This is a genomic window from Dehalococcoidia bacterium (assembly GCA_041649635.1).
Classification (GTDB): Bacteria; Chloroflexota; Dehalococcoidia; order E44-bin15; family E44-bin15; genus JAYEHL01.
The window spans coordinates 228846-243064 of the sequence record JBAZMV010000002.1; the positions used below are offsets into that span (position 1 = coordinate 228846).

At 52.7% G+C, this 14219-nt stretch carries 13 protein-coding genes; 8 read left to right on the top strand and 5 right to left on the bottom strand.

Annotation, left to right across the window (positions count from 1 at the left end; genetic code table 11):
- Positions 1-30: 30 nt before the first annotated feature.
- From WC562_04995 to WC562_05015, 5 genes are all read right to left on the bottom strand, one after another.
- Entirely contained in the window at positions 31-1569 is a 1539-nt protein-coding gene (locus tag WC562_04995) for an amidohydrolase (protein MFA5055514.1), read from the bottom strand.
- Positions 1562-2464, bottom strand: a complete 903-nt coding sequence (locus WC562_05000) for an ArsA family ATPase (GenBank protein ID MFA5055515.1) — start codon at positions 2462-2464, stop codon at positions 1562-1564. The genes WC562_04995 and WC562_05000 overlap by 8 nt, the downstream gene beginning before the upstream one ends.
- On the bottom strand, positions 2461-4320 hold the full coding sequence (mnmG, locus tag WC562_05005; GenBank protein ID MFA5055516.1) for a tRNA uridine-5-carboxymethylaminomethyl(34) synthesis enzyme MnmG: 1860 nt from the start codon (positions 4318-4320) through the stop codon (positions 2461-2463). The genes WC562_05000 and mnmG overlap by 4 nt, the downstream gene beginning before the upstream one ends.
- A gap of 111 nt (positions 4321-4431) precedes the next feature.
- Positions 4432-5652 (bottom strand): ABC transporter permease, encoded by a 1221-nt coding sequence (locus WC562_05010; GenBank protein MFA5055517.1) that lies wholly within the window; start codon positions 5650-5652, stop codon positions 4432-4434.
- Positions 5649-6776, bottom strand: coding sequence for an ATP-binding cassette domain-containing protein (locus WC562_05015; GenBank protein ID MFA5055518.1), 1128 nt, complete (start codon positions 6774-6776; stop codon positions 5649-5651). Before WC562_05015 ends, WC562_05010 begins: the two co-directional genes overlap by 4 nt.
- A gap of 145 nt (positions 6777-6921) precedes the next feature.
- Between WC562_05015 and nadE the strand changes: the two genes are divergently transcribed.
- The 8 genes from nadE to WC562_05055 all read left to right on the top strand — a co-directional run bounded on the left by nadE (position 6922) and on the right by WC562_05055 (position 14205).
- Positions 6922-7644 (top strand): NAD(+) synthase, encoded by a 723-nt coding sequence (gene nadE, locus WC562_05020; GenBank protein MFA5055519.1) that lies wholly within the window; start codon positions 6922-6924, stop codon positions 7642-7644.
- Between the two features lie 129 nt (positions 7645-7773).
- Positions 7774-8796: a recombinase RecA gene (gene recA, locus WC562_05025; protein MFA5055520.1), complete on the top strand. Its 1023-nt coding sequence runs from the start codon at positions 7774-7776 to the stop codon at positions 8794-8796.
- 166 nt (positions 8797-8962) lie between these two features.
- On the top strand, positions 8963-9397 hold the full coding sequence (locus WC562_05030) for a regulatory protein RecX (protein ID MFA5055521.1): 435 nt from the start codon (positions 8963-8965) through the stop codon (positions 9395-9397).
- 102 nt (positions 9398-9499) lie between these two features.
- A complete protein-coding gene (rny, locus tag WC562_05035) occupies positions 9500-11020 on the top strand; it encodes a ribonuclease Y (GenBank protein MFA5055522.1) in 1521 nt (506 codons plus the stop codon).
- Between the two features lie 9 nt (positions 11021-11029).
- Positions 11030-11809: a TIGR00282 family metallophosphoesterase gene (locus tag WC562_05040; GenBank protein MFA5055523.1), complete on the top strand. Its 780-nt coding sequence runs from the start codon at positions 11030-11032 to the stop codon at positions 11807-11809.
- Complete coding sequence (locus WC562_05045; protein MFA5055524.1) at positions 11802-12656, top strand: PHP domain-containing protein; 855 nt, start codon at positions 11802-11804, stop codon at positions 12654-12656. Before WC562_05040 ends, WC562_05045 begins: the two co-directional genes overlap by 8 nt.
- Complete coding sequence (locus WC562_05050) at positions 12653-13492, top strand: alpha/beta fold hydrolase (protein ID MFA5055525.1); 840 nt, start codon at positions 12653-12655, stop codon at positions 13490-13492. The genes WC562_05045 and WC562_05050 overlap by 4 nt, the downstream gene beginning before the upstream one ends.
- On the top strand, positions 13492-14205 hold the full coding sequence (locus WC562_05055) for a glycerol-3-phosphate acyltransferase (GenBank protein ID MFA5055526.1): 714 nt from the start codon (positions 13492-13494) through the stop codon (positions 14203-14205). Before WC562_05050 ends, WC562_05055 begins: the two co-directional genes overlap by 1 nt.
- Positions 14206-14219: the final 14 nt, after the last annotated feature.

Below are 14219 nucleotides of genomic sequence, written 5' to 3' on the forward strand. Positions count from 1 at the left end.
GTTATATTCTAGACCGTGTTCAGCAGAGAATCAAGAGCGCCAGACAACCTCACCGCCTACTATTGTAGCCTCGACCTTGATATCTCGTATCTTCTCCGGGGCTATCTTCAGCGGGTCATCGCTTAGAACAGTGAAATCGGCCAGCTTTCCCGGGATTATCGTGCCTTTTACGCCTTCGTCGAACGAGGCGTATGCCGCCGCCTTGGTATGCATCTCCAACGCGACGGACGGCAGCACCCTCTCTCGGGAGAAAAACGCTTCTCCTTTTTGTGTCTTCCTGTTGACAGCGGTGTGCATGCTCAGCATCGGGTTAAGCGGCGCGACCGGATTATCAGATCCCGCGCTCGGCTTGAGTCCGCTCTTCAGGAAAGAACTGATGCGATACAGTAAAGGCAGCTGTTCTTCGGATACGGTCTCAAGGTAGCGTTCTCCGCTGTGGTAGATGAAAGAAGGCTGCGTAACCACAAGGGCTCTTACATTTTCTATTCTATCGAGCAGTGAGTCCGGGCATATGGAACAATGCTCTATGCGATGGCGGTGATTATCCTTCTTCGATTTTTCGTAGATAGACTCCAAAGCCGACACGGCCGCCTCAACCGTATTCTGCTCTATGGCATGAATCGCTATCTGAAATCCATTATCCTGCGCCTGCGAGACCATCTCCCTTAATTCATCCATCGACGGACATAGACAGCCCCTGGCTTCGCTTATCATTATTTTAAGAGCCCCGAGACGCATATCGTTATCGCCGTGCCGCGGCTCGAATCCGTCTTCCAACAACTGATCCATGTATCGCATGCCCATCATCAATGACAGCCTCGGTTTCAGCGAACCGGAATCCCGCAAACGCTGGAATAATTTCCACGTCTCGATATTGTTGGTAGCCGTAGCATCCTGCAGAGACGTTATCCCCTGTGACAGGTACGCGTCGTTGGCAAGCTTGACCCCGCGCTCCATCTCAGCAGGCGAGATCGGAGGCACTTTATTCTCTATATAATCGTTCATCTCGAACAGCATACCGCTCGGCTCTCCCGACTGCAGGTCCCTGTCTATCACTCCCCCGTCGGGTTCCTGAGTTTCGTTTGTTATCCCGGCTATGGACATGGCGCGGCTGTTGAGCACACAAGCGTGTCTGGAACGATGCATCAGTTTCACGGGGTGGTTCGGCGCTGCTTCATCAAGATCTGACCGGTTGGGATGGCGCCGCTCGGCGAGGTAGAATTCATCGTATCCGAAGGCCCTTATCCACTCTCCATCCGAGGCCGTCTGCACCCGCTTGCGTATGCGGTCCTTGATGTCGGCGATGGAAGATACCGAAGATGGTGTGCAATCGACACTCAGCAGGCTTGAGGCGAAGGCGAGGATGTGGCAGTGGGCGTCATTGAAACCGGGGACGAGGGTCTTGCCGTTGCAATTTATCTTGCGTCCGGTGAAATGTTCATGGGCGCCGTTGCCGGCAACGCGGAGTATCTTTCCGTCCCTGACCGCTACCGAGGTCGCCTTAGGTTTGGCGGGATCGAATGTGATCACGTTCGCGTTGTAAAGAACCAGGTCCGCTTTTTCAGTCATTTTCAAAAAGCACCTTTACAGCCTCTTTAAGCCTATTCAGGCCGGTTATTTCATAAGGAAACATGGAAAGCATCCGCTGCTTTCCCGCGCATATTCTGGATATCTCTGCGATATACTCTTTCTGCATGGCTGCCTTACTTTTCATAAACTCCGAATCGGGTTTGGTAATCACCTGATTAATGATAACCTGATCGATACCGAGATTGTAACTCCTGAACTCTTCAAATATATAATCAAGCTGTGATACGGCGAGCGCCTCGGCTATAGTCACCAGTTTAAATTCTACCATAGTTTGAATAAAATTCATGTCCTTAGCCGAAAGAGCCTCCCATCCCTTTATGACCCCTTGAACCGTATTGCGGTTCTTCCCTGTTGTTTTCAGCGAAGTGTAGATGCGCGCGGCGGGTTTAAGATGCTCACCGATAATCGACGGCATCTTGAGAAGTCCCAGCGTCTGGCCTGCAGGTGCCGTATCCCATATTATTTTACCGTATTTGCCGGACTCGTGAAGCTCCCTTATATAGTCGACCATGAATTCATCTCTGAGCCCCGGCAGTACGCTGGCGACAAAATCGATGAACTCATCATAGTCGATATCGACGAATGAAGAGAACACTTCGTAGGCCTCAGACCCGAACTTATCGTTCCACATGGTCTTCACCTCATGAGCGCCGACCTCATAAAGAAAAAGATTATCGGTTATGGTTACCGGAGTACCTTTACTGCCGGAAGTCGCGGCGACATTGATCTCGAAGATGTGCTGCAGCGAAGGGGTTGGATCGGTGGACAGTATAAGTGTTTTATTGCCTGTCATAGCGTAGTGCAGGGCGGTGGTGGCGGCGCATGTCGTCTTGCCTACACCGCCCTTGCCGCAGAACATGATGACATTTTTCATTTGGAGCCCCTCTCCAGGTGTACCATCAATATCGCCAGGTCCGCCGGAGTCACGCCGTCGATGCGCGACGCCTGTCCGAGCGTAACAGGGCGTATGCGGTTGAGTTTCTGCCGCGCTTCGTAACGCAGCCCTTTAATACTATCATAAGTAAATAAATCCGGTATCGATCTTTTCTCCATCCGCGACATGCGGGCAACGGACGTTGTCTGCTTCTTTAGGTAGCCTTCGTATTTTGCCTCGACCTCGACCTGCTCGGCGACGCTGCAGTCTATACACGGATCGCCGTATGACATTGCAACGAGCGTATCGTAACCAACATTCTGGCGTCTGAGGTATTCAAGCGCCGTGACGCTCTTATCGGAGTTACTGAAATATGTTTTGGACAGGCGTTTTAATTCGTCGGCCACTGCCTGGCGTTTCACTTCAACCTGTTCATACTGTTCGCGCCCCACCAGCCCGAGTTCATACCCGATCGGAGCCAACCTTAGGTCGGCGTTGTCCTGCCGCAATAAAAGTCGATACTCGGCGCGCGATGTGAGCAGGCGATACGGTTCGGTGAGATCCCTCGTCACCAGATCGTCGATCATCACGCCGATATATCCCTGGTTGCGCTTTACTATAACCGGAGGCTTCCCTTTCACCCTAAGCGCCGCGTTGATCCCTGCGATCAATCCCTGGCCCGCCGCCTCCTCGTAACCCGTCGTCCCGTTTATCTGTCCGGCGAAGAACAGCCCCGGCACAGCCTTGCTCTCCAGAGTCGCCGATATCTGGTTCGACGGCACGTAATCGTACTCGATAGCATAGCCGACCCTGATCATCTCCACTTTCTCCAAGGCGGGGATGGTGCGCAGCATGGCTAGCTGAACGTCCTCGGGGAGGCTCGTATTAGCCCCCTGAACATATACTTCGCTTGTTTCCCACCCCTCCGGCTCCAGGAACAGCGGATGCGACGCTTTATGCGCGAACTTGAATATCTTATCCTCTATCGACGGGCAGTAGCGGGGGCCGACACCGTGAATCATGCCGTTAAAAAGCGGGGCGCGGTCGAGGTTATTCCTTATCAGTTCGTGGGTCTTTGCGTTTGTATAAACCAGGTAACACGGCAATTGCGGGCGCCAGTCGGATCGGGACAGCGGATAGACCGGATTGGGCTGCGGGAAGGAAACCGGGTGGTTCCCGTTTCTGTACATACTGAAATATAAAGGGACTTCGCTCCCCGGCTGTATGACGGTCTTGCTGAAATCTATTGTTCTGGCATCGATGCGCGGCGGCGTGCCGGTCTTGAGCCGTCCCAGTGTAAATCCCATATCTCGCAAGCTGTCGGATAGTCTCTCGGCGGCGAACTCTCCGGCGCGACCCGCGGGGTAGCTCTTATCTCCGATGATTACCCTGCCGTTAAGTGAGGTGCCTGTTGTCAGGACGACGTTTCCGCCCCGGTAGATCCATCCCACGTTGGTCTGGATATGGAACGTTCCGTTATCGAACCACAATTTGTCTACGAGCGCCTGCTTTGTGTCGAGGTTCTCCTGACGTTCCAGCGCGTGCTTCATGGAGAGGCCGTACAGCTTCTTATCGGCCTGCGCCCTGAGCGCCTGCACCGCCGGGCCTTTGCCTGTGTTAAGCATTCGCACCTGTATGAACGTCCGGTCGATGTTGCGGGCCATCTCGCCGCCGAGCGCGTCGATCTCGCGCACAAGGTGGCCTTTAGCCGGGCCGCCGATGGAAGGATTGCACGGCATCAGCGCTACATTGTCGAGGTTCAGAGTCAGCAGCAGTGTCCTGGAGCCCATCCGCGCCGCGGCCAGCGCCGCCTCGCACCCGGCATGTCCCGCTCCTATAACAATCACATCATACATATGTTATTACCTGTATCTTTTAATTGTATCACTATATGAATGTCCAGTCGATGCGTTGAACGTAAATATGGCACAGTATCGGATGAGGAATCATGAGCGAATGATTCCTTACTACGGCTGTCGCAGGTATCTCCATATCTCGGACATGCCCGGCCGTTTGCCGTACATGAGGAGGAAGGTGCGGAACACGCGTGAAGCCAGCCATATTGCCGCGACAATAGAAGCTATCATGATGAGCATGCTGACGGCTAGTTCCCACGCCGGAAGCGCGCCGATGCTTAGTTTCATTACGGCGGTTATAGGCGCGGTGATGGGGAAAATGGCCAAGATGGTGAAAATGACATGGTCCGGGTTTGTAAGCAACAATCCGATGAGCATCAGCGGCAGCACGGCCGGCAGCACAACGAACGTAGTCCATTGACTGCTCTCCCTGGCCGTGGAACCGAGCGAGCCTATGGCCGCGAACAATACGCCGAACAATATGTAGCCTAATATAAAATAGACGATACTTATCACTATGAGCTCGGGAGATATCTTTAACCCGGCCAACACGGGGATGTTCGCCGACGCGATGACGACAAATATCACCATGGTCATGAGCCAGACCAATATCTGCAGCAGCCCGGCGGCCCCGAGCCCCAGCACCTTGCCGGTCAGCAGTTGCCTTGCTGAAACGGAAGACAGAAGTATCTCGATAAGCCTGTTCTCCTTCTCTTCGGCAACCCCCTGCAGTAAATAGCCGGATGAAAAGAACAGGGACATGATAAAGAGCATGCCGAACACGTAAGGCATAACAAATGATGAAAGCTCATCCTCGGGCGGAAATATTTCCCCCGTATCCGGATTCAGCCTGAACGATTGCGTATAGAGCGGATCAGTCACCCTTGCAAGGATGGCCTCGCTCACGTTGGTGCCGATGAGGTTCGCTGTCAGGAACTCGTCGATAGACCTTAATGTTGCGTACGGGGGATCGATTTCCCTCTTTGTAGTGTATCTCTGGATGATACCGTTATCCAGGTAATCGGCGGGTATCACGATATATTCGCTGACATTGCCTTCGACTAATCCCCGTCTCGCTTCATCCTCCGTGATATATGACACGAAGTATGTCGTTTCCGTATTAGTATAATCGTCGAACAGGCCCGTATTATCCACGTAACCGATGTTCGGCTTCTCGGCGGGTGGCTTCTCGCCGGCCCACTGCGTGATGCCGTAGTATGCCAGCATGCCCAGCGTCGCCAGCAGAGGCAGGCTCAGTGTCAGAATGATATATGACAGCCTCTTTACGGCTGCGAGAAACTCGTGACTGGCGATTATCCTGATCTTGCTCACTGTCTGGCCACCTGGATAAAGATTTCGTTCAGGGACGGTGTGGAGACCTCAAACCTGTCGACCCTTATCGACTTTGCCATGAGCTGGCTCAATACCTGCTGCGCCGTCGTCTGTCCGTCCAGGAACAGCTCGACATATTTGCCGTGGTCCTTTTTCCCGCTTATGCCATCGATAGTTCCTATATCGCCTTCGCACTGCACGAAGACCGAGTTATTGCGGAAACGCCACTTTATTTCAGACAGGTCGCCGTACAGGACGACCCGGCCGCGGTTTATCATAAGCACCCTGTCGCACATCTCCTCCACTTCGTTCATCATGTGAGTGCTGAATATCACCGTCTTACCCTGCGTTTTAAGCTCCAGGATGATTTCCTTGAGCAGCATGCGGTTAACCGGGTCCAGCCCGGCGAAGGGCTCGTCGAGCACTATCAGGGAAGGGTCATGTGAGAGAGTGACCAGGAACTGGATTATCTGCCCCATGCCTCGGCTTAGCTCGCTGATCTTCTTGCCCTGGTGCATGGACATGTCAACTTCTTTCAAAAGCGCTTCGGCCCGCTCCCTTGCCGTGTTCGATGGAACAGCCTTGAGCCTGGACAGATAGACGAGATTATCGGAGACCTTCATCTTGCGATAGAGGCCGCGTTCTTCCGGCAGGTAGCCGATCCTGTTCTTAGCCTGCTCATCGAGCGGACGGCCGAATACGGATATCTCTCCCGAATCAGGCTTGATGATATCCATGAGCATTCGAATGGTAGTTGTCTTGCCCGCCCCGTTGGGCCCGACGAGGCCCAGCACCTCTCCTTTCGCCAGTGTGAACGAGACGTCCTGCACAACAGGTCTGCCGCCGTACGATTTGTTAACATGCGATATCTCGGCGAGGGTTTCTTCCCGTCTCGGCGCGGTCGCAGACGCGCTCTCGCGGGCTTCCTTGAGACGATGCGCTGTAGATGAGACCCGTTCCGCATCGGCGGCGTCCGGGGTATCGATACGCCCGGCGTCTGTATTAGACATATCGTCTTTGCCGCCGACATCACCCTTGAGCCTACGCCTGCGCAAATAGGTACGCAGAGACATGGCTGTAACGATGATGACAACCAGTAGTATAAATAATAGTGAATCGCTCATGGATCAGTTCTAATCCTTATGCTGCCGAGACCTCTATTATCCTTAGTTCGATTTACTAGACACGCAAAGTTTTGACTTTGGTATTATTAGGAGAGTATACTTCACGAATCAAAGAGGGTCAACTTTTTTTTGGAGTGTGTTTGTTATGCAAAAACTGGCTGCCAATCTGGAAGAATGGATAAAGGAAAAGGTATTAGAGGCAAAAAAGACAGGTGCGGTTGTCGGATTGAGCGGCGGTATCGACTCGGCGGTGGTCGCGGTTTTGTGCAAACGCGCCTTTCCCGATGCAACGCTCGCGGTTATCATGCCCTGTTACAGTAATAAAGCAGATGTAGCGCACGCGTACGCACTTGCGGAGAAGTTCGATATACATGCCGAATTGATCGGGCTTGAGCCGGTATACGAGTCGCTGCTGAAATCGTTTCCAAAAGGCAAAATCTACCATAAGAACGATAAGCTATCCCAATCGAATATTAAACCGCGGCTCAGGATGATAACTTTGTATTATCTTGCCTCGCAGCTCAATTATCTCGTCGTGGGAACAGGGAATCGCAGCGAAATAGCTGTAGGCTATTCTACAAAATACGGCGATGCAGGAGTGGATATCCTTCCCCTGGGCAATCTGGTAAAAAGACAGGTTAGTGAACTCGCCGAGTATCTGGGCATAACGAGGGATATTATAAGCAAGCCTCCTTCGGCGGGGTTGTGGGAGGGGCAGACGGACGAGGGTGAGATGGGGCTGACGTACAATGAGCTGGATCGATATCTGACGACCGGCGAGGCCAGCGTTCAGGTAAAGAAGAAAATCGAGTCTATGATGAGGGCAAGTGCTCATAAGAGAGCCATGCCGCCGATACCTCCGTTTTAGTAAACGTGGTGTATCGATGAGGTAAATATTGAAATCATGGCGCATTTACGTAACAATTTACCCTTGCCTTTAACATAACCGCTATGTTATCATTCCCTTACAGTCAATACGTTGACACCAAGGAGTAAAATGGCCACAGAAAAGCAAAAAGCCCTCGATTTAGCGGTCAGCCAGATTGAGAAGCAGTTTGGCAAAGGCTCTATCATGAAGCTGGGCGAGGACTCGATCAAGGCTTCCATTGAATTCATACCGACAGGAGCCATTTCACTGGATTTAGCCTTGGGAATAGGCGGCATTCCGAGGGGGCGTATTACCGAGATATTCGGCCCGGAGATGAGCGGAAAGTCGACCCTGGCCCTTTATATCATCGCCAACGCTCAGGCTAACGGCGGAACCGCGGCGTATATAGACGCGGAGCATGCTATGGACCCGTCGTACGCTTCCAATTGCGGTGTCAAGGTAAAGGATCTGTTGATCTCCCAGCCGGACACGGGAGAGCAGGCGCTTGAGATAGCGGAAGCGCTGGTCAGGAGCGGGGCGGTCGACGTAGTTGTGATAGACAGCGTTGCCGCGCTTGTCCCGCGCGCCGAGCTTGAGGGAGACATGGGGGACGCCTTCGTCGGGCTGCAGGCCCGATTGATGTCTCAGGCTCTTAGAAAACTTACATCGGCTATTCACAGGTCACATACCTCGGTAATATTTATAAATCAACTGCGGGAAAAGGTGGGAGTGTTCTTCGGAAATCCCGAGGTCACTCCGGGCGGAAGGGCGCTCAAGTTCTACAGCTCGGTACGCATCGATCTCAGACGGGCCGATACCCTGAAAAAAGGAGACGTTATAATAGGAAGCCGTGTCAAGGCCAAAGTAGTGAAAAACAAGGTAGCGCCTCCATTTAAAACCGCCGAGTTCGACATCCTCTTCGACGAGGGTGTCAGCACGGAAGGATGTCTTCTCGATCTCGGCGTCAGCCTTGGAGTGGTAAGCAAGTCAGGTGCTTTCTATACATACAACGACAGCCGTATAGGGCAGGGCAGGGAGAACGCCAGGGATTACTTGAAAGAGCACAATGAAATCGCTAAAGAAATCGAGCAGCAGATCCGGGCGCAGGCTTTTAAGGCTCCTGCCGCTGCCGATAGCGAAGCAGTTGAATAGTCCAACCCGATATTGATAAATCATCATCGGGACAGTGTTTGGTAAGGCTGGGGAATGTGCTGCCAGCCTTTTATTTTTTAAATGGCGGGCGATGAGAAAGAAATATATTTGCTACAAGGATAAAGTTGATTCCTCCAGGGGTAGAAAGGACTCCTGGGAGGAATGCTTGAAATCGGCATATCGCCTGCTGGGATATCGTCAGCGAAGTGAGATCGAGCTGAGAGATAAGCTCAACGGCAAGTTCACAAAAGCTGCTGTTGACACCGTGATCGAGCATTTGCGTGGTAAACATATGATCGATGACGCAGCGTTCGCGCAGTATTGGCGGGAACGGAGACAAACCTTAAGCCCTCGCAGCGGGAGACTGGTTGCCGTCGAACTGCGTAAGAAGGGCGTCGATAAAGAGGTGATTAACAGGGCTCTGGACGGTTATAATGACAAAGAGACCGCTTACCGCGCAGCAAAGAAGAGAGCGAAGCTGTGGTCCGGATATAGCTATGATGAATTCGTACGTAAAATGGGCGCCTTTCTGTTGCGGAGGGGGTTCAATTACGAGGTGGCTAAACAAACCGTCGACCGCTTATGGAAAGAGGGCGTTTGATTCTATTGACTTTCACTAGTGCAGAGTTTAATATGGGGCAATTCATTACAAACTTGAATAATTCAGTAATGTCCCGAAGGAAAGGGGGATAGGAATTCTATCATGTGGTATGTACTAGCCGCAAGTGTCGGATTTATTTTAGGAGGCGTTCTGGTTTTCTTCGTATGGCGTATAATCATCGGCAGACGAACCCGCGCCGCGCAGATTGAAGTCGAGGCTATCCTAAACGACGCGCAGACAAAATCAAAGACAATGATGCTCGAGGCGAAAGAAGAAGCGATAAAAATTAAAGGGCAAGCTGAGAGCGATGCCAGGGAACGCCGGACCGAATTGAACAAGCAGGAAAGAAGGCTGTCGCAAAAAGAAGAAAACATCGATAAGAAGTTGGATTCGATAGAGAAAAGGGAGCGCGGCCTTGTCGACAAGGAAAAGGAAGCAGATAATCTGCGCAACCAGCTCCAGGATTTAAAGGTGAAACAGGTGCAACAGCTGGAATTGATATCGGGCATCTCCAGTTCCGAAGCGAAGAAGCTGTTAATAAAGGCTATTGAAGAAGAAGCCATGGAGGACGTGAACCGTCGCATACGGGAGATCGAGGCGCAGCTCAAGAGGAACGCGGATGAAAAGAGCCGCGAGATACTTTCTCAGTCGATTCAGCGACTGGCCACATCTGTAGTATCGGAGACAACGGTCTCCGTTGTGGCGCTGCCGAGCGATGAGATGAAGGGGCGATTGATAGGGAGAGAGGGCCGCAATATCAGGGCGCTGGAGAATGCCACCGGCGTCGACCTTATCATCGATGACACTCCTGAAGCTGTAACGATCTCCAGTTTTGATCCGGTAAGGCGCGAGATAGCACGCCTTGCTCTGGAAAAGCTGGTGCTGGACGGCAGAATTCACCCGGCAAGGATCGAGGAAATGGTCGCGTCAGCAAAGTCCGAGGTTGAAGCAACCATACTGTCTGAAGGCGAGGCGGCCATACACGAGGTTGGATTGCCCGGTTTACATCCGGAATTAATAAAACTGCTGGGACGCCTTAAGTACCGTTTCAGTTACGGACAAAACGTATTGCAGCACAGCATAGAGACGGCGCATCTTTCACGTATGATCGCCGCGGAATTGGGAATGAGAACGGACGCGGTGAAGAAAGCCGGCCTTCTTCACGATATAGGGAAAGCGGTGGACGCGCAGGTGGAAGGGCCTCACGCCAAGATCGGCGCCGACCTGGTGAGACAGTGGGATAAGTCCATCGAAGTAGTCAATGCTATAGCCGAGCATCACGGCGAGACGGGAACAACAAGCCTTATGGGATTTATCGTATCGGCTGCCGACGCAATCAGCGGGGGCAGGGCTGGTGCGAGGAGAGAGTCCCTCGAACATTATCTCAAGCGTCTCGAAGCTCTGGAGAGTGTCGCCAACAGCTTTGAAGGCGTGGAGAAGTCCTTCGCCATACAGGCCGGTCGCGAGATACGCATCATGGTTAAGCCGACCGAGGTTGATGATATCCAGTCTCTCAGACTTGCACGCGATATAGTGAAGAAAATAGAGGAAACTCTCGAATATCCCGGACAGATTAAGGTTACGGTGATCAGAGAGACGCGTGCCGTTGATTACGCAAAATAGGTTTGTTCGATGCGAATTCTGATGATCGGCGACGTCATAGGCAAGCCCGGGCGCAGCGCTGTTAAGCGACTGGTGCCGGAGTTGCGCTCCGAGTTCGGGCTGGACCTGGTCATAGCCAACGGCGAGAATGCCGCCGGCGGGATAGGGTTGACTCCATCTACCGCGGACGAGCTTATCGCTTCGGAAATCGATATGATAACGTCTGGAAATCATATCTGGGCGCACAAGGAAATGGCGGCATCTATAGACAGCTATCAGCAGGTGCTGCGTCCATTGAACTATCCTAAGGGAGTCGCCGGCAGGGGATATGCAGTCGTCAAGAACGCTCTGGTAGTGAGCCTTATAGGGCGCACGTTTATGAGCAGCCTCGACTGCCCGTTCCGCGCCGTAGATGAGCTTCTTGAAAGCCTTGACGGCGACAGGCCCGCCGTGACCGTCATCGATTTTCACGCCGAGGCGACGTCAGAGAAGATAGCGCTGGGATGGTATCTCAACGGCAGGGTCAGCTCGGTAACGGGAACCCATACCCATGTCGGCACGATCGACGCGAAGATACTGCCTAAAGGCACCGCCTTCGTTACGGACATCGGCATGGTGGGCCCCGTCGAATCCGTAATTGGTGATGATATCGATTCTGTAATAGAAAGATTTCTCTTACAGACGCCGCATAGGATATCCGTAGGTAAAGGGAAAGTGGCTTTCAATTCCGTCATGATTGAAGTAGACGAAAAAACGGGCAAGGCTGCAAGTATAACCCGAATAGATCGGGAGGTCGACCTCAATGTCTAAAAGAGTCGACCTGCACCTGCATACAACCTACTCCGACGGGAGATTAACACCGGGGGAACTGATACAGATTGCCGCCGAGCAGGGTATCGGAGTGATAGCAATAACCGATCACGATACTATTAATGGAATCGAACCCGCCTTGGCGGCAGCGGAGTGCTTTCCGTACGTGACAGTCATTCCCGGCGTTGAGATCAACACCGACGTGGATCAGGGGGAAGTGCATATCCTGGGATATTTCCTGGATTATAAAAACAAACCTTTACTCAAGACCCTGGAGAGCCTGCGCAACTCACGCAAAGTACGGGCGCAGAAGATGCTGGATAAGCTGGATGGGCTGGGGATTCATATCGAGTGGGAGCGCATATTGGAGATGGCGGACGGCGGCTCGGTGGGGCGTCCCCACATAGCACAGGCGCTGTTTGAAGGACAACACGTCGATACGCTTCAGGATGCTTTCGAGCGCTATATCGGCCGTAAAGGACCCGCGTATGCGGAGCGTGACAGGCTGTCTCCCAGAGAGGCTGTAGAGCTTATCGCCAAAGCTAGTGGAATGCCCGTCATCGCGCACCCGGCCAGTATCAAGGACCTGGAAGAGATGATAGTTGACTTGAAACAATCCGGCCTTGTAGGCATTGAAGCATACTATGATAACTACGATAAAAACACAGTCGAACGGCTGAGCGGTCTGGCCGCTAAGTATGATCTGATAGCTACAGGCGGAAGCGATTTTCATGGCTTTGAAGACGATCATGAGACTCCTCTCGGCGAAGCCCGGGTGCCTTATGAGTGCTTCCAGCATCTCATGGAGCTATCGCAGAAACGCCACGAAGAACGTAAAAGTAAATGAAGTGGCATACGGAACATATCTATTTCCCTTCAGGAGACATAAAGCTCCACGGCGTGATATATCTGCCTAAAACCGAAGGCCGTTTCCCCGGCGTAGTCATGTGCCACGGTATGGCTTCGGATTACCGCTCCATGCGTCCAAGCGCGCAGCAGCTTGCCCGCAAGGGCATAGCGGCCTTCGCAATCGATATGCGGGGCCACGGCATGAGCGGGGGGACGCTTGATGGAGGCATCGGACAGGACGTAGTAGCGGCATACAATAACTTCAAGAATCATACGAGTGTGGATGCTGAGCGTATCGGGTTGGCAGGACACAGCCTGGGGGCGCTGGCGTGTCTCTACGCGGCTTCTGTAGTGAACGGGGCTAAAGCCCTGGTGCTAATGTCTATTCCGTCCGACATCGGGAGCATGGCCGAGTTCTGGCAGCCGATGAGAAAAGAAGCGGAGCGTCTCGGCACACCCGTTCTCGAGTTTCCCAAAATCGGCCCGCTTCCATACTACGGCTGGTTGAACCAGCAGGTCTCAAGGGCATGGATGATTTTCCGTAAATACAAAATGCGCATAGACATAGAGCATGATACGGAATCCTGGCTTTCATTGCTCCCTTTGTCGAACATAGATAAGATCGGCGATATTCCAAAGTTGCTTATTCACAGCAAGGGGGACAAATGGCTGCCTTATGAGAAGACCGTTGCTTTGTATGAGAAAGCACAGCAGCCCAAAGATATGGTATTATCCGAAGGCGGATATCACGTCACCCCGCTGCTTCCCGGCTCCCTTAGGAGTAAGTGGATATCTTGGACAGCTTCGACTCTTAAAGGAAAAGGCGACCGATAATGTCATATTATCCGATGATATTGCTGGCAATAGGGGCGTATCTCCTCGGCTCGGTGCCCGCGGCTTACATAGCCGGACGGGCGTTCAGGGGCGTCGATATCAGGGAATACGGCAGCGGCATAGCCAGCGGATCGAATGTGTGGCATTCCGTTGCGAAGTGGGCCATTGTTCCAGTCGGCATTTTCGATCTTTTTAAGGGAATAATACCGGTCCTGGTCGCGATGCATCTGCATCTTACCGTAGGCGGCAGCGAGGTGGCGGCGCAGGGCATCGGCGCGCTTGCCGCTATGGCGGGCCATAGCTGGTCGGTGTTCTTCAAGTTCGGTGGGGGCAGGGGTGTCACCCCCATGCTGGGGGCCTTGGGTTTCTTCGCGCCATGGGAACTTATGATATTCGTCGCGGTCTGGGTGGGAGGATTAGGGTTGTTCAAGAACTCGCCCCTCTTCATGATGGTGGCCACTTTGGCCATGATAATCGCAAGTCCTTTCCTTTCTAATCCATATATGTCGCCGGACGAACAGCTTACCGCCACCTGGTTTCTCATCGGCATGGCTCTGCTGTTAATCATTAAAAGAATCATAGCCGAGCGCCCCATTCCACGCGATAACTGGAAGCAGGTTATGCTTTGCCGACTCCTGTACGACAGGGATACGCGCAAACGTACGGATTGGATATACAGAAAGCCCATCAAATATACGGATACGAAATATTAGTCTTTGACAGAGGG

Bases quoted from the DNA above. Each gene is read 5' to 3' on its own strand.
- WC562_04995 (MFA5055514.1), bottom strand. From the start codon at position 1,569: ATGACTGAAAAAGCGGACCTGGTTCTTTACAACGCGAACGTGATCACA.
- WC562_05000 (MFA5055515.1), bottom strand. From the start codon at position 2,464: ATGAAAAATGTCATCATGTTCTGCGGCAAGGGCGGTGTAGGCAAGACG.
- mnmG (MFA5055516.1), bottom strand. From the start codon at position 4,320: ATGTATGATGTGATTGTTATAGGAGCGGGACATGCCGGGTGCGAGGCG.
- WC562_05015 (MFA5055518.1), bottom strand. From the start codon at position 6,776: ATGAGCGATTCACTATTATTTATACTACTGGTTGTCATCATCGTTACA.
- nadE (MFA5055519.1), top strand. From the start codon at position 6,922: ATGCAAAAACTGGCTGCCAATCTGGAAGAATGGATAAAGGAAAAGGTA.
- recA (MFA5055520.1), top strand. From the start codon at position 7,774: ATGGCCACAGAAAAGCAAAAAGCCCTCGATTTAGCGGTCAGCCAGATT.
- rny (MFA5055522.1), top strand. From the start codon at position 9,500: ATGTGGTATGTACTAGCCGCAAGTGTCGGATTTATTTTAGGAGGCGTT.
- WC562_05040 (MFA5055523.1), top strand. From the start codon at position 11,030: ATGCGAATTCTGATGATCGGCGACGTCATAGGCAAGCCCGGGCGCAGC.
- WC562_05045 (MFA5055524.1), top strand. From the start codon at position 11,802: ATGTCTAAAAGAGTCGACCTGCACCTGCATACAACCTACTCCGACGGG.
- WC562_05050 (MFA5055525.1), top strand. From the start codon at position 12,653: ATGAAGTGGCATACGGAACATATCTATTTCCCTTCAGGAGACATAAAG.
- WC562_05055 (MFA5055526.1), top strand. From the start codon at position 13,492: ATGTCATATTATCCGATGATATTGCTGGCAATAGGGGCGTATCTCCTC.